The organism is Alteromonas sp. DYW1 (genome assembly GCF_059752595.1).
This window is the reverse complement of the sequence record NZ_CM186038.1, coordinates 2,720,883-2,737,434: the sequence shown is the minus strand read 5'-3', so window position 1 is coordinate 2,737,434 and position 16,552 is coordinate 2,720,883. Positions and strand designations below refer to the sequence as shown.

At 47.4% G+C, this 16,552-nt stretch carries 10 protein-coding genes; 7 read left to right on the top strand and 3 right to left on the bottom strand.

Annotation, left to right across the window (positions count from 1 at the left end):
• Positions 1-2 precede the first annotated feature (2 nt).
• From rnhB to tilS, 4 genes are all read left to right on the top strand, one after another.
• On the top strand, positions 3-590 hold the full coding sequence (gene rnhB / locus AC121Z_RS12275; protein ID WP_498124310.1) for a ribonuclease HII: 588 nt from the start codon (positions 3-5) through the stop codon (positions 588-590).
• Between the two features lie 81 nt (positions 591-671).
• On the top strand, positions 672-4,091 hold the full coding sequence (dnaE, locus tag AC121Z_RS12270; protein ID WP_498128240.1) for a DNA polymerase III subunit alpha: 3,420 nt from the start codon (positions 672-674) through the stop codon (positions 4,089-4,091).
• Positions 4,092-4,132: 41 nt separating this feature from the next.
• On the top strand, positions 4,133-5,089 hold the full coding sequence (gene accA / locus AC121Z_RS12265; protein WP_498124309.1) for an acetyl-CoA carboxylase carboxyl transferase subunit alpha: 957 nt from the start codon (positions 4,133-4,135) through the stop codon (positions 5,087-5,089).
• Entirely contained in the window at positions 5,076-6,491 is a 1,416-nt protein-coding gene (tilS, locus tag AC121Z_RS12260) for a tRNA lysidine(34) synthetase TilS (RefSeq protein WP_498124308.1), read from the top strand. The genes accA and tilS overlap by 14 nt, the downstream gene beginning before the upstream one ends.
• 5 nt (positions 6,492-6,496) lie before the next feature.
• On the opposite strand, the gene AC121Z_RS12255 is transcribed toward tilS, so the two are convergent.
• Complete coding sequence (locus AC121Z_RS12255; RefSeq protein ID WP_498124307.1) at positions 6,497-7,429, bottom strand: GGDEF domain-containing protein; 933 nt, start codon at positions 7,427-7,429, stop codon at positions 6,497-6,499.
• A gap of 181 nt (positions 7,430-7,610) precedes the next feature.
• On the opposite strand from AC121Z_RS12255, the gene AC121Z_RS12250 reads away from it, so the two are divergent.
• Positions 7,611-9,554, top strand: a complete 1,944-nt coding sequence (locus tag AC121Z_RS12250; protein WP_498128238.1) for a monovalent cation:proton antiporter family protein — start codon at positions 7,611-7,613, stop codon at positions 9,552-9,554.
• Positions 9,555-9,639: 85 nt separating this feature from the next.
• Here AC121Z_RS12250 and AC121Z_RS12245 read toward each other — a convergent pair whose 3' ends face one another.
• Entirely contained in the window at positions 9,640-9,888 is a 249-nt protein-coding gene (locus AC121Z_RS12245) for a hypothetical protein (protein WP_498124306.1), read from the bottom strand.
• A 211-nt stretch (positions 9,889-10,099) separates the two neighbouring features.
• Here AC121Z_RS12245 and tadA point away from each other — a divergent pair, with 211 nt between their 5' ends.
• On the top strand, positions 10,100-10,609 hold the full coding sequence (gene tadA / locus AC121Z_RS12240) for a tRNA adenosine(34) deaminase TadA (protein WP_498124305.1): 510 nt from the start codon (positions 10,100-10,102) through the stop codon (positions 10,607-10,609).
• Positions 10,610-10,968: 359 nt separating this feature from the next.
• Here the strand turns inward: tadA and mltF are convergent, their stop codons facing one another.
• Complete coding sequence (gene mltF, locus AC121Z_RS12235) at positions 10,969-12,384, bottom strand: membrane-bound lytic murein transglycosylase MltF (RefSeq protein ID WP_498124304.1); 1,416 nt, start codon at positions 12,382-12,384, stop codon at positions 10,969-10,971.
• A gap of 153 nt (positions 12,385-12,537) precedes the next feature.
• Between mltF and purL the strand changes: the two genes are divergently transcribed.
• On the top strand, positions 12,538-16,428 hold the full coding sequence (gene purL, locus AC121Z_RS12230) for a phosphoribosylformylglycinamidine synthase (RefSeq protein ID WP_498124303.1): 3,891 nt from the start codon (positions 12,538-12,540) through the stop codon (positions 16,426-16,428).
• Positions 16,429-16,552 lie beyond the last annotated feature (124 nt).

Here is a 16,552-nt window from a genome sequence, read left to right as displayed (position 1 = left end):
TGATGATAAACCAACGTATTGCTGGGGTTGATGAGGTCGGCAGAGGACCGCTCGTGGGTGACGTGGTGACCGCTGCGGTCATTTTGGATGCAAATAAGCCAATCGAAGGACTGACTGATTCGAAAAAATTGTCAGAGAAGAAGCGTCTCGTTTTGGCAGAGCAAATTAAAGCGCGTGCGTTAAGTTGGGCTATCGGCAGAGCTTCTCCGGCTGAAATCGATCGCTTGAATATTTTGCACGCGTCCATGCTGGCCATGCAGCGTGCAGTTGAGGCGCTACCTATTCAGCCAGACTGGGTGCGAGTCGATGGTAATCGCCTACCACAATGGCGCTATGCAGGTGAAGCTGTGGTTAAAGGCGACGCGATCCATGCAGAAATTGGTGCCGCGTCGATACTGGCTAAAGTAACGCGCGACGCAGAAATGCTTGCGCTGCATGAGCAACATCCGGAATTTGGGTTTGATAAACATAAGGGCTACCCAACCAAAGCGCATTTCGCTGCCATAGAACAATTCGGTGTATTAGACTGCTACCGAAAAAGTTTTAAACCAGTACAATCCATCCTTAGCCAATTGAAAGCAGGTAAATAATACATGACGCAGGCCGAAGAACAGTCGCATGCAATGACCACAGCGTCCTTTATTCATCTACGTGTGCACAGTGACTTTTCGATGATGGATGGGCTGAATAAGGTCAAACCTATTCTGGCTCGAACCAAAGATATGGGAATGCCGGCGATTGCGATCACCGACCAAATGAACATGTGTGGTTTGGTTAAGTTCTACTCCGAATCGCATGCGTTAGGGATCAAGCCGATTATTGGTGTGGATATTTGGTTAAACAGTTCCTTTATACCGGATCAGTTAGTGCGCTTAACCTTGTTGGCGATGGATGAAACGGGCTACAAGAATATTACCCATCTGATCTCTGAGGCCTACAAGCGGGGGTATTTACATAACCGAGCGGTTATTGATCAGCAGTGGCTAGCAGAGCATAGTCAAGGCATTATTGCTTTGTCTGGGGGACTACAGGGCGAGATCGGCATTGCATTGGTTAAAGGGAACCAAAGTCTTGCTAATCAGATAGCTGCGTTTTATCAGCAATACTTTTCCGATCGGTTCTATCTTGAGCTAACCCGCACCGGCAGAACGTCAGAAGAAGATTATGTGCACAGCGCGGTCGCCTTTGCTACGCAACAAGACTTGCCAGTAGTGGCCACCAATGAAGTGTGTTTTATCGATCAAGAAGGATTTGAACCACATGAAATCCGCGTTGCTATTCATGATGGGTACACGCTGGATGATAAGCGCCGACCCAAGCGCTACAGTTCCGAGCAGTATCTACGTTCACCGGCAGAAATGCAGGCCCTGTTTGAAGATATTCCTGAAGCGCTCGAAAATACGGTCGAGATAGCCAAGCGCTGTAATGTAACGGTTAAGTTAGGCGAATACTTTTTGCCGAAGTTCCCCACCGGCGGCATGTCGGACGCAGACTATCTGGTTAAAGTGTCGCGCGAGGGCTTGGAGAAACGTCTGGAGTTTCTGTTTCCAAACGAGCAAGAGCGCCTACAGAAACGCCCCGAGTACGATGAACGTTTGCAGATTGAATTAGACGTTATCAATCAGATGGGATTCCCCGGCTACTTCCTGATCGTGATGGAGTTTATTCAGTGGAGCAAGGACCATGATATTCCGGTCGGGCCAGGCCGTGGTTCGGGTGCGGGCTCGTTAGTCGCCTATGCCTTATCAATTACTGACCTCGATCCCCTTGAATTTGATTTGCTTTTCGAACGATTCCTTAATCCAGAGCGGGTATCGATGCCGGACTTTGATGTGGATTTTTGCATGGACCGTCGCGATGAAGTTATTGACCATGTGGCGCAAATGTATGGTCGTGAAGCGGTATCGCAGATCATTACTTTCGGTACGATGGCTGCGAAGGCAGTGGTGCGCGATGTTGGTCGGGTGCTGGGACATCCGTATGGTTTTGTTGACCGGATCAGTAAGTTGATCCCATCAGACCCAGGCATGACGCTGGCTAAAGCGTTTGATGTTGAACCGCGTCTGGGTGAGTTAGAGGCGAGTGATGATGAAGTCGCTGAACTCATGACCATGGCGCGTGTGCTTGAGGGAGTCACGCGGAATGCCGGTAAGCATGCGGGTGGGGTTGTAATCGCACCAACTAAAATTACCGATTTTGCGCCACTGTACTGCGATGACGAGGGCAATAATCCGGTCACTCAGTTTGATAAGAACGATGTTGAAACAGCGGGTTTGGTAAAGTTTGATTTCCTCGGTCTTAGAACCCTTACCATCATTCAATGGGCGATCGAAATGATCGGCGAAGTCGATGGTCAGAAAATTGATATCAGCGCCATACCATTAGTCGATAAAACCAGCTTTGATATGTTGCAGCGGGCTGAAACCACCGCAGTATTCCAGCTTGAATCCCGCGGCATGAAAGACCTGATAAAGCGCCTTCGGCCCGACTGTTTTGAAGATATTATCGCTTTGGTCGCATTGTTCAGACCAGGGCCTCTGCAATCGGGTATGGTTGATAATTTTATTGATCGTAAGCATGGCCGTGAGGCGATTTCCTACCCAGATGAAAACTACCAACACGAGTGTTTGCAGCCAATCCTAGAGCCAACCTATGGGATTATTCTTTATCAAGAACAGGTCATGCAGATTGCGCAGGAAATGGCGGGTTATAGTCTGGGGGGCGCGGACTTGTTACGTCGTGCTATGGGTAAGAAAAAGCCGGAAGAAATGGCTAAGCAACGTGAGGTTTTCGCTGAGGGCGCTAAGAACAATAACATTGACCCAGACTTGGCGATGAAAATCTTCGATTTGGTGGAAAAGTTCGCTGGGTACGGGTTTAACAAATCACACTCTGCCGCTTATGCCTTAGTGTCCTACCAAACCTTATGGTTAAAAGCGCATTATCCTGCTCAGTTTATGGCTGCAGTCATGTCGGCGGATATGGATAATACCGATAAGATCGTGACCTTAGTCGATGAGTGTAATCGCATGGGCTTGACGCTCTTACCACCCGACTTAAACAGTGGTCGCTACAAATTTACGGTTGATCCAGAAGGCCGGATTGTTTACGGCATCGGCGCGATCAAGGGCGTAGGCGAAGGCCCGATTGAAGCGATTATTGCAGCACGCGAGAAACATGGGCGCTTCACTGACCTATTTGATTTTTGTGCCAAGGTCGATATTAAAAAGGTGAATCGTCGGGTGCTGGAGAAATTGGTATTATCTGGCGCTATGGATAATCTCGGACCGCACCGCGCAGCCATTATGGCTTCTTTGCCAGAGGCATTGGCGGCAGCAGATCAACATGCACGTGCTGAGTCTTACGGTCAGTCAGATATGTTTGGCTTGTTGACCACTGAGCCAGATGATGTGAAGCAAGCCTTTGCAGATGTGCCACAGTGGTCTGAAAAGATTTGGCTGGAAGGGGAAAAGGAAACCCTCGGTTTGTATCTCACGGGTCACCCCATTAATCAGTACATTGAAGAACTTTCGCATTATACCGATGGTCGCTTGGTCGATTTAAAACCCACCGGCAGAGACGCTGTCGCATCAGCGGTCGGCTTGGTGTTGGGGGTGCGCGTGATGACCAATAAAAAGGGCAAACGCTGGGCAATTGTCACTTTAGATGATAAAAGTGCCCGCATGGATGTTAGATTTTTCCCCGATATGTATGAACAATACGAATCTATGCTGGAAAATGACAAAATATTGCTGGTAAAAGGACAGGTCAGCTTTGATGAATTCTCTGGGGGCAATACAATTACTGCCAGAGACGTAATGGATATCGTTGCTGCCAGAGAAACGAATTTGGGCGCGATATCGCTGCAAGTTGCTACCGAGTGGTGTAATTTCGACGCAGTGTCTACACTACATAAGATATTAGATAACTATCGTGGCGGCAGTTGTCCAGTCCACTTTATGGTGCACCACCCTGACGTAGAGGTCACGGTTGCTTGTGGTGCCGACTGGTATGTCACGCCAGACGATCAGTTACTGCATGAACTCAAGCAGTGTTTAGGCGAATCGTCTATTGCACTGGAGTTTCGGTAATTGGCTCAGGCTAACGACGCGACGATAAAACAGGATTTGGAATGAACTCACATTTTTTGGATTTTGAGCAACCTATTGCCGAACTAGAGGCAAAAATAAAAGAGTTGCAGTTAGTCAATCAGGACGGCGAATTTGACGTTAGTATTGAAGAGGAAATCACACGCTTACAAGAAAAAAATGTAGAGCAAACGAAGAAGATTTTCTCCAACTTAGGCGCTTGGCAGATTTCGCAAATTGCCCGTCATCCCAACCGCCCTTATACCCAAGATTATATCAATCGCTTATTTAGTGACTTTCAGGAACTTGCGGGCGATCGTGCCTATGCGGATGACAAAGCGATCGTTGGTGGACTAGCAGATTTTGACGGACAGCCGATCATGATCATAGGGCACCAGAAAGGACGTGATACTAAAGAAAAAATCAAACGCAACTTTGGTATGCCAAAACCTGAAGGCTATCGTAAAGCATTGCGTTTAATGAAGTTGGCTGAGCGTTTTGGTTTACCCATCATTACCTTCATTGACACCCCAGGTGCATACCCTGGTGTTGGCGCTGAAGAACGTGGCCAAAGTGAAGCCATTGCTAGAAATCTAAAGGAAATGGCTGAACTTAAAGTGCCGGTTATTTGCACGGTTATTGGTGAAGGCGGTTCAGGTGGCGCATTGGCGATCGGTGTAGGCGACCGAGTGAACATGTTGCAGTACAGCACCTATTCAGTTATCTCTCCGGAAGGCTGTGCATCAATTCTCTGGAAAAGTGCAGAAAAAGCGCCCATCGCTGCTGAGGCGATGGGGGTAAGCGCACAACAGATCCATGAACTGGGTTTGATCAATACCATTATTGATGAACCATTAGGCGGAGCTCATCGCGATTTTGATGGTGCCGCGGCGAACTTGAAGGCCACCATTAAGCAACAACTGGCGCAGTTGCAAGAATTGTCGACTGATGAGTTGCTCGAGCAACGCTATGAGCGATTAATGTCATTTGGATACTGCTAAGCTTTCAATTTCTCAACGCCTTCATGCTAGCCTTGAAGGCGTCTATACCGCCTACCTAGAGCAACTGCCTAGCGCAACACCGGTCGAGTCGATATGGCTGGGGTGTTCTGGAGGATTAGACAGTGTCGCCTTGCTTGAAGTGGCTGTTCCTTGGGCTAAAGCGCGTGACCTGACGCTCCATATTATCCACGTAAACCATCAACTTAGTCGGCATTCTAATGACTGGCAGCAGCACGTAGTTGAGTTGGCTAACGCTCATGCTTTAGCTGTGACTGTGGAATCTGTAAGTGTTCAACGTCAGCCCCGTAAAAGTCTTGAAGATGTAGCTCGACAGGCACGCTACAGCGTATTTGCGAAACAAGTGAAGCAGCATGGCTTGTTGTTACTGGCGCATCACCGCAACGACCAAATAGAAACGCTCATGATGCGATTTTTGCGTGGCAGCGGCCCCAAGGGACTAGCTGGTATGCAAGCCATGAGCAAGCGCACAGTGGGTGAGCAGACATTTTTTCTCGGGCGCCCCTTTCTGTCTGTTAGTCGGACCGAACTGGAAGATTACGCTGCACAACGGGATTTGACTTGGGTCGAGGATGAATCTAATCAAAACTCATGCTTTGACCGCAACTTTATCCGTAATGGTTTGTTTCCCATTATGGCCGGCCATTGGCAAAAACGCTGGGAGGGGATGCAAGTCGCAATGCTTCGTACATCTCAACTATGTGCCGAGCAGCAACAAAGTCTTGAATTTTTACTCGCGGAAAAACTGGCAGAGTCGAGTTGTGCTGGTGGCGCGTTGTCACGCACTAAGCTCACTGCATTACCACACCATCTTGCTAATAACTTATTGCGCTATTGGTTACAGCAGCACAAGATTGTTTTGCCTAGTCAGGCAATACTTCAGCAAATTCAACAGTTACTTTTAGTCTCAAACGATAGCCAGGGGCGGGTGACATGGGGTAGCAATGAAGTCCGCGTGTTTAAAGATAAGTTGTTTGCATTCGCAACGCCATATAAGGCCTTAGAATGCAATGTGGTCTGTACCGATGAGATACAGATAGCTGCGTTTGATGCCCTCGGCCTGAGTTTTAGTTGGCACATTAAGTGGTTATCCAATGCACTTGCGTTAACTGCGGGCACAGGAGTAAGTTTGGAGCTCAGCATGCCACACGTAACGGCGCGTGAGGACACACAACTTTGCATTCGCAACAACATTAGTGAGCATTATTTTACGTTGAATGCCCAGCAGAAAGCCAAACCGCTGAAAGTTTGGTTTAAGGAATGGGAAATACCGACATGGCATCGCAGTTCGGTACTTGGGGTATTTGCCAATCAACAATTATTGGCAGTGCTAATTGATGCGAATACGGTGCATGTGCATGCACGTGTAGCATCCTTTGACTAGCTTAATTATGCCGCTATGTTGACGCCGTTTTTATGCTGGGCTTTTACCCGGTATACAGCTTGGTCAGCTTTATAAAACAACGATTCTAAATTATCCCTGACGGTAGCAATAGCGCCACCAATGCTGGCAGTGATGTCATGTCCTCGCAGTAGCGCAGATTGACGTATGGCATCTAGGATCCGTTTTCCCACTCGCTCCAATTGCTGGTCATCCGCTGCATTAATCAAGCAACAGAATTCGTCACCACCAAAGCGGAAGGGTAAATCTTCATCACGCAATGATGCCCGCAATTGTTCAGCGACCTCTTGTAACACCTTGTCACCTTGCAAATGACCATGGGTATCATTGACCTGTTTGAAATTATCAAGGTCAACAACCAGTAGGCCGAAGGCCAAGCCGTGGCGCTCAAATTGACTGAATGCTCGTTGCAATTGTTGATCGAACCCGGCACGGTTAGTCAAACCCGTCAGAGAGTCCGTCGTCGCTTGATCAAGCAAACGCTGATAGGCGAGGGCATGGCCTAAGGGAATACAGAAGTGGGTATGTAAATCATGTAACACCTGCTGTTCGCTGATACTGAGTCGGCGCACAAAGGAATACTGGATTGCCGTCACCTTAGTATCGGTATGTTTCGCTTTGGCTGCGCACGGCAATACAATGTCAATCAGCTGATGTCCCTGCGTGCCCCAGCTATGTACCTTGTGTTCTTGGGTGAAAACTAGCCGTTTTAGCGGCAATTTCCCACCGAGATATTGATAATAATTTTCGCAGAGTTCGTCGAGTTCAATGGTCGCCAGCATGAGGTTGAGAAAGGCCGTGTACTCAATTGCATGAGTTAATGGTTGTGCATAGTCCTGCTCAATACTCAGCGTGGAGCTAAAAGGGTTGGCCTCAAGTCCATCTGTACGTTCGAGAATAGAAGAATAGGTAAAATCCACAGCTAACTCCAAAATAGGTATTTACAATTGTGTTAGTCCAGGCAATGCAATAGGCTTATGGTGTCAGCAATTTGACTAACCTCGGCCTTGACGTTGACACAAATAATACTCAGCAAGAACTGCGCCAAACCAAAAAAGGAGCTCCGTTTTGACCTCTGAATTTATCAATGTAATTGTCTTGATGGTCATTGCGGTAGTCCTTATTTGGTTACTTAAGCGTGTTGGTTTACCACCGATTTTGTCCTATTTGGTCGCGGGTCTTATTGCTGGGCCTAATGGGATTGCTTTGTTCACTCACCCTGAGCAAATGCATTTGTTAGCCGAGATCGGTATTGTCTTCTTACTATTTTCGTTGGGGCTTGAGTTTTCTTTACCCAAATTAGTGGCCATGCGACATATGGTGTTTGGGGTGGGTATTGGACAGGTAGGCTTGACCACAATTGCCTGTAGTCTCATCGCCCTTGGTTTTGGTCTCGAACTGAATGCCGCGGTTGTGATTGGCGGTATGATCGCACTGTCATCTACGGCAATAGTCATCAAGCAGGTGGCAGAGATGGGGATCTTACATAACCAGCGTACGCAATTGGCGATAAGTGTACTCTTGTTTCAGGATTTGGCAGTTGTTCCCTTTCTGATAGCGATTCCATTAATGTCCGAGCCTGCAGAAGGCGGATTCGCGATTGCAATGTCGTTAGCACTACTCAAAGGTGTCGTGGTTGTATTTATTCTCATGTCTGTCGGCAAGTGGGGTTTGCCACGTTTATTCCGCGAAATCGCTCAAGTCCGCACGGATGAGCTGTTTGTTTTAACCACTATCGTTGTCGCACTGTTAGCTGCGGGTTTGACTTATTGGTTTGGGCTTTCAATGGCACTAGGGGCCTTTTTAGCCGGCATGATGCTGAGTGAAAGCCAATACCGTTATCAATTAGAAGCCGATATCCGTCCGTTCAGGGATATGCTGATGGGGCTCTTTTTTGTCACGGTTGGGATGCAGCTCAATCTGAGTTTTCTACTTTCTCAGTGGCATTGGATTCTGCTTGCTACAGCTGCAATGCTGGTATTGAAGGTACTCCTCATGCAGTTGGCGTCTTGGGTTTTTAACGTTGCATCTCGGGATAGTTGGGCTGCGGCAATTAAGTTATGTCAAATGGGCGAATTCAGTTTTGTGTTAGCCACCTTAGCCGTTAGTCATCAAGTAATCTCGAGTGAAGTCGCATCATTTTTAGTCAGTGTGGGTATTTTAAGTATGGCAGTGACGCCATTTCTTATCGATAAAAGTATGGCCATTGCCATGCGGCTGAGTCAACGGAATTTGGTTTCTTCACTGAATAGCAATGGCGACACTAATTACTTAATTGATGGTGTTAGCAACCATGTCATAATTATTGGCTTTGGTCGGGTGGGGCAAAGCAGTGCGCGTATGCTTAAATTGGAAGGGATCAAGTATATTGCCGTGGACTTTGATCCTATTCGTGTACAAGAAAGCCGAGCGGCAGGCGAACCGATTATTTTTGGTGATGCTACCCAAAAAGATATTTTGATAAGCGCAGGTTTAGCGCAGGCTAAATTGGTATTGATCACCTTTGACCAACCCGATAAAGCGAAAAAGCTAATTGCCGTTACGAAGCAGCTGCAACCCGACATTACAACCATTGTGCGAACGCGCAAAGATAAGCAACTAAGCGTACTGTATGATGCTGGGGCGACACAGGTGGTGCCAGAGTTGCAAGAGGGTAGCTTAATGCTCATTTCCCAGTTATTGCACTATTCAGGGGTGCCGATGTCGCGGATCCTCAAACGGGTGCGGGCTGAACGTAAGGGGCGCTATGACCATATGCATGGCTTCTACCCTGGCGAAACCACTGAAATTAACCCTAACACGCAGGATAAACTGGAATTCTTACACCCTGTTATCGTGGCTCCTGACGCATACGCCAACGGTAAAACCCTTGCAGAATTAGATTTATCCCGCATCAGAGTGACTTTACGTGGTTTGCGGCGCGAGCAAACTGAGTATGAGAGGCCAGACCAAGACACGGTAGTACAAGCGGGTGATGTACTAATTGTGGCAGGCAAGCCGCGTCGTGTGGAACGGGCTGAGCGATTTATTTTGGAAGGGGGATAACCAGAGTCACTATTCTCTTAGCCCATCCCGACTAGGATCGGGATGGCATGCGTGATTTCTGTCGCTGCGGGCGCAGAGTTTTACGTTATGCTGCTCTATCCGAATCTTTACGCAGATTTTCAAATTGACGATTTAAGTCATATTTCTCATCAGTGACTATACGCTCTAGCACTTCGATGCGTTCCTGCATAGCGTCTAATTTGGCTCTTAACTCTGCATTTTCAGCGATAGTTGATTCATCTTGTTTCTCCTTTTTCTTAGTTTTCTTTGCTCCGGTCAAAGAAACAATAGTCCAGCATATAATTGCAACAATCGCTATGGCAGTCATGTTCATGAGATATTCCCTCGTCATCGAATAATTACAGTTTAGTGGTTAACGAGTATTTTGCCCAATTCCGCTTCATGCTATGGTGCGCAGATTAGACAATACTGATGTTTAATTTGCAAAACGCTTACCACAAATAAAATCCAATAAAAACATGCGGTTATGTTTTTTATTGCGAGATGTGGTAAAAATGGCTATAAAGATTTGGCAAAATTGACTAATGATTGAAGAAAATGACCACCAATATTGGATGCAAAAAGCATTACAATTAGCGCATCGTGCTCGGGATCTTGGTGAGGTCCCGGTGGGTGCTGTTGTGGTTAAAAACAATCAATTAATAGGGGAAGGCTGGAATCAACCCATTCAAAGCCATAACCCCGCCGCCCATGCCGAAGTCATGGCTATCCAACAGGCCGCGCGGCATTTACGCAATTACCGCATTCCTGATACCTCGGTATATGTCACTTTAGAGCCTTGCCCAATGTGTGCTGGCTTGATGGTTCATGCACGGATTACACACTTGGTTTTTGGTGCGTTCGATCGCAAAACTGGAAGCGCAGGTAGCCTTATGGATATTACGCGAGATAGCCGATTGAATCATCAAATAAGCGTACTTGGAGGCGTACTCGAAAGTGAGTGCAGTGCGCTGTTATCCGATTTTTTTCGCGAACGCCGCCAACAACAGAAAGCACTTAGACAGCAAATGCGAACGACTTTAACAGGCGATTGACCACTGCTGTACAAGCTCAGCGCGCACAAATTCGCGCCGACGGTGTAAGATTTTTTTCCGCATCCGTTTAAACATTTGCAAACGGCGATTGGTATTGCTCTGCAGTGATCTGCGTTTTAACGGTTTGTTTCTGCGCATAGAATGAAAACCTCCTTATTTATTCTCGTTTTTGGTCATTCTTCTTCAACCTCTACATAAGACTTCACTCGAACATTTTCAAGTTTGCCTATCAGGCTTAAGGTTAAGACCGTATTCAGCTGATTAAGTTCTTTCTACTATGGGGGGGATTCATTACAGTCTCATGACAGATGACTGCAGTGCAGTTGGATGCCGTTGGGCATAAAAGATAGCTCTAGCCCTTACTGCGCGGTGGTGTTCTTGGCAAGTTCGTCTGAGGTGGGGGGCTCGATCTTGTCGTCTTGATGTTGTTCTAACCATACGAGTGTGTCGTAATAACGGCGAATATTATCGACATAGTTTACCGCTTCGTCACCGCGCGCATATCCATAACGCGTTGTCTTGTAGTATTTTTTCTGCCGCAGTAATGGCAGGTGTTGCTTAACATCGACCCACATGTCTGGATTACCACCGGCGCGCTGAGTTAACACGCGGGCATCTTCCAAATGACCTAAGCCCACATTGTAAGCAGCTAACGCCAACCAAGTCTTATCGGGCTCTTGGATCCGTGCTGGAACGCGCCGCAGTAAACTGGCGAAATACTGCGCGCCACCGCGAATACTTTGTTCTGGATCAAGTCGCGAATCAACGCCCATATCCTCAGCTGTGGCTAGTGTCAGCATCATTAAACCTCGTACGCCAGTGGGTGAGGTTGCGTCTGCTTGCCAGTGGCTTTCTTGATAACTCATGGCGGCTAACAAACGCCAATCTAAATTACCCGCGTACTGCTGAAATAAGGGTTTTAGCGGCGGCAGGATATCCTCTGCGGCACGAATAAACTCGCGTGTATCAACATAATCAAAGTTTTGCACGTGCCCAAAGTATTTGTCTTCTAATACGGTGAACGTCCCGTTATCGCGAATGGTGCCAAAGTAATCAATCATGGCAGCGCGCAATGCGTCATCACCATCATCATTGATCGCCCATCCGATCCCTTGTTCTGGAGCAATGGTAAAACCAATACTGATCTGCGGGTAGCGGCGCCTCACGATAGCCAAGATATTTGAGTCCGCGATGGTATAGTCCAGCAATCCCTGCGCCACGAGCTCGAGTAACTCTTCAGCGTCGCGCTCGTCGGTTTGCTGCCATTGCAGCGTATCAGGTAAATCCAACTCAGCTAATGTTTCTGCATGACTGCTACCTTGGACTACGACTAGTTCACCATCCAGCTGAGCCACATTGCGTGGGCGCGTATTCCCCTGTAGGTAGACCAATTTTTGACTGACATCTTGATACGCTGGACCAAAACCAAATTGTTGTAAACGTCGAGGGGTCATGGAGATACCGGCAGCAACAATATCAATATGGTTATTAGCTAGCTGTGGGAAAAGGTCGTCGATGGAATAGTAGGGAAATACTTCTAATTCAACGCCAAGGTAGTCTGCAAAGCCTTTAGCGAGTTCGTACTCGAATCCCTCTTTTCCTGAAACGCCATTATAATATGTGGTTCGCCCATAATTAGTGCCAACCTTAAGCACTCCAGCATTTAAGATCCGTTGCAGAGAAGACACATTTGGTGGTTCTGCACACGCTGATATGACAAGCAGTAAAACGCTTATCACGAGCAATAACCTGTGCTTAACGACTAAATGTTGCATTAATCTTTTTTCTATCCTTTGCGACTTCACTCTTATCAACAAACGCCTTATCGGCTATACTCCGCGCCTACTTTACTCGTTATCACCAACGGCGGCATATTTGGGCTATTTAGCTAGCCTGATTTGCACCAAAACTGTCAGAGAAACCACTGTATGTTAGTACTGCACGGCGCTCCAGCACTTTCCGATTTTAGGTTGCAAAAAATCATTCAGCAACTTGCTCACCTCGGTATCAATGTAACATCTTTAAGCACCGAATGGGTGCATTTAGTCGAGGTTGCTAATGATTTGACTGAGGAGAAACAGCAAATCCTTAAGCAATTGCTGGTGTACGGTCCTAAGAATGCGGAAATCGATCGTGCAGGTGAACTATTTTTCGTGACCCCTAGAGTGGGCACCATTTCGCCATGGGCCTCCAAGGCAACTGACATCGCACACAATTGTGGCCTTACCGAGGTGACTCGTATTGAACGCGGTTGTGCATACTATGTGGTTACAGAAGAGTACCTTACAGCTGAACAACGTGATGTTGTTAAGCGAGAATTACATGACCGTATGACGGAAACCGTGCACGCGGATATCGATGATGCTGCTGCGCTATTTCAAACCGCCCAACCTGCGCCATTGAAAAGTATAGATATCTTAGGGCAGGGGAAACAAGCGCTTGAGCAAGCGAATGTTGACATGGGTCTAGCTTTGGCTGATGACGAGATTGATTATCTTTTTGCTAGCTTCACGGACTTGGGGCGCAATCCTAATGACATTGAACTGTATATGTTTGCACAAGCAAACTCAGAGCACTGTCGACATAAAATCTTTAATGCCGATTGGACTATTGATGGCGAACAGCAAAGAAAATCGCTGTTCAAGATGATTAAAAATACCTATGAGACACATCCTGATTTTGTGACTTCAGCGTATAAAGACAATGCTGCAGTCATGCATGGCTGGGAAGCGGGTCGGTTTTTTCCTGATGTTAATACCCATGAGTACAGTTTCCATCATGAAAATATTGATATTTTAATGAAAGTTGAAACGCATAACCATCCAACAGCAATTTCACCGTTTGCCGGCGCAGCAACGGGTTCGGGTGGCGAAATTCGTGATGAAGGTGCAACCGGTCGAGGCTCAAAGCCGAAAGCCGGCTTAGTGGGTTTTAGTGTATCCAATTTGCAATTACCTGATTTAAGTCAGCCGTGGGAAAAACCTTATGGCAAGCCTGCGCGAATTGTGAGTGCGTTAGATATTATGCTGGATGGCCCATTGGGTGGCGCCGCGTTTAACAACGAGTTTGGCCGTCCTAATCTCCTGGGTTACTTCAGAACGTATGAGCAAACGGTAAATAGCTTTAATGGCGAGGAAGTCCGTGGCTATCATAAACCCATTATGATTGCTGGGGGCTTGGGCAATATTCGTCGCCAGCATACTCAGAAAGGAGAAATTACGGTCGGAGCAAAATTGATCGCTCTGGGTGGGCCTGCCATGAACATTGGTTTGGGCGGGGGGGCTGCCTCGTCAATGGCTTCTGGTCAGTCAAGTGAAGATCTCGATTTTGCCTCGGTACAGCGTGACAATCCTGAGATGGAACGCCGTTGCCAAGAAGTTATTGATAAATGTTGGCAGTTAGGTGAAGGCAATCCGATCCAGTTTATTCATGATGTTGGTGCTGGTGGTTTGTCTAACGCTTTTCCCGAACTGGTCAATGACGGTGAGCGTGGTGGCCGCTTTGAGCTGCGCAATGTTGCGAGTGATGAGCCTGGTATGTCGCCATTGGAAATTTGGTGTAATGAGTCGCAAGAGCGTTACGTGTTGGCAGTAGCGCCAGAAAACCTCGAATTGTTTGAGCAAATTTGTGCCCGTGAGCGCGCGCCGTATGCGATTGTGGGTGAAGCCACTGAGTCTCGTCATTTGACGCTAAGCGATGCACACTTTAACAACAATCCTATCGATATGCCGTTGTCAGTATTACTGGGTAAGCCACCCAAAATGCATCGTGACGTGCAGTCAGCGCAAGTCCAGCCAAAGGCGTTTGATGTCAGTGATATTGATCTTTCAGATGCGGCAGAGCGCTTATTACAATTACCGACGATTGCTGAAAAAACCTTTCTAATAACCATTGGTGATCGCACGGTGACTGGCATGGTGGCGCGCGATCAAATGGTCGGGCCGTGGCAAATTCCTGTGGCTGATGTGGCTGTAACTACCAGCGCTTTAGATACTTATCACGGTGAATCGATGGCAATGGGGGAGCGCACCCCAATCGCGTTACTAAACCATGGGGCCTCTGCACGCATGGCGGTGGCAGAAGCACTTACAAATATTGCCGCCAGTAACATTGGTGATATCAAACGCATAAAGCTGTCTGCAAACTGGATGGCAGCTGCTGGTCACCCTGGGGAAGATGCGGGACTTTACGCAGCGGTCAAGGCTGTAGGTGAAGAGCTTTGTCCGGCCTTAGGGCTAACTATACCCGTGGGTAAAGATTCAATGTCGATGAAAACCCAGTGGCAAGAGAATGGTGAAAGTAAGGCGGTGACGGCACCGCTTTCATTAATCATATCTGCTTTCGGTGCGGTCAAAGACGTGCGTAAAACATTGACGCCGCAATTGCGCACTGAGTTTGGCGAGACGACACTATTATTTATCGACCCCAGCGCAGGACAGCAGCGTTTAGGCGCGAGCTGCCTTGCGCAAGTGTATGGTGAATTGGGGGATACACCAGCAGATGTTGACGACCCAACTCGCCTGGCTGGTTTTTTCAATGCAATGCAGGCTGTGGTTGAACAACAATTGGCGTTGGCCTACCACGATCGCTCTGATGGTGGTTTGTTTACAACGCTTGCAGAGATGGCTTTTGCTGGTCATGTTGGTATTGATATCAATATTCCAGCAAATCAACGTGCCGTAAATTGGTTATTCAATGAGGAAATCGGTGCCGTGGTGCAAGTTAAATCCGACGATCGCGTTGCGGTTATGGAGTTATTTGCGGCTCATGGTTTAGCTGATGCTGTCATTGAGATTGGTTCATTGAATACCGATGATCACATTAGGTTCAGTCAGCAAGGTCATGTGGTATTAGACAAATCACGCGGATACTTCCGTAAACTTTGGGCGAGCACTACCCATGAGATGCAGAAACTGAGAGACAATCCTACCTGCGCAGAAGAAGAATTAGCCATAAAAACCGATGCTAATGATCCGGGATTACATGCTGCTTTGACATACGATATTAATGAAGACGTTGCGGCTCCTTACATTCTTACAGGCGTTCGACCGCAACTTGCAGTGTTACGTGAGCAGGGAGTGAATTCACATGTTGAAATGGCTGCAGCGTTTACGCGTGCAGGTTTTGCAGCTGCCGATGTCCACATGAGCGATGTTCTGGCTGGCCGAGTTGATCTGGCTAATTTTAAAGGGTTAGTTGCCTGTGGCGGTTTTAGCTATGGTGATGTACTTGGTGCTGGTGAAGGCTGGGCGAAGTCTATTTTGTTCAACGCTCAAGCGCGTGATGCTTTTGCACAGTTTTTTGCCCGCAAAGATACCTTCTCGCTTGGGGTGTGTAACGGATGTCAGATGCTTTCAAACCTAAAGGCATTGATCCCAGGAGCGGATTTGTGGCCACATTTCGTTACCAACCGTTCTGAACGTTTTGAAGCACGCTTCTCAATGGTCGAAATTCTTGAGTCTAGATCAATTTTCTTTGACCAGATGACGGGCTCTCGCATGCCAATCGCTGTTTCACATGGTGAGGGAAGGGCTGAATTTGCCACGGATTCTGCACTGGCAGAATTGCAAAAGCAGCAGCAATTGAGCGCACGTTACGTAGACAATTACGGTAAACCGACAGAACAATATCCTGCAAATCCCAACGGGTCGCCACTCGGGGCGACGGCATTTACCAGTGCCGATGGTCGCGCAACAATTATGATGCCACACCCAGAGCGTGTATTTAGAACAGTAGCCAACTCTTGGCATCCTGACGACTGGCAAGAAGACAGCGCTTGGATGCGTATGTTCCGAAATGCGCGTAAATTTGTAGGATAATCCGTAAAAAAGCCCTGAAAACCAGAAAAGTGACATTTTTTTGATGATTTTGTCAAAAAAATGTCACGCTATGGTTGTTTTTTCATAAGCGTTTGTTCTAACATAGAAAAACTAAGGAACGTGC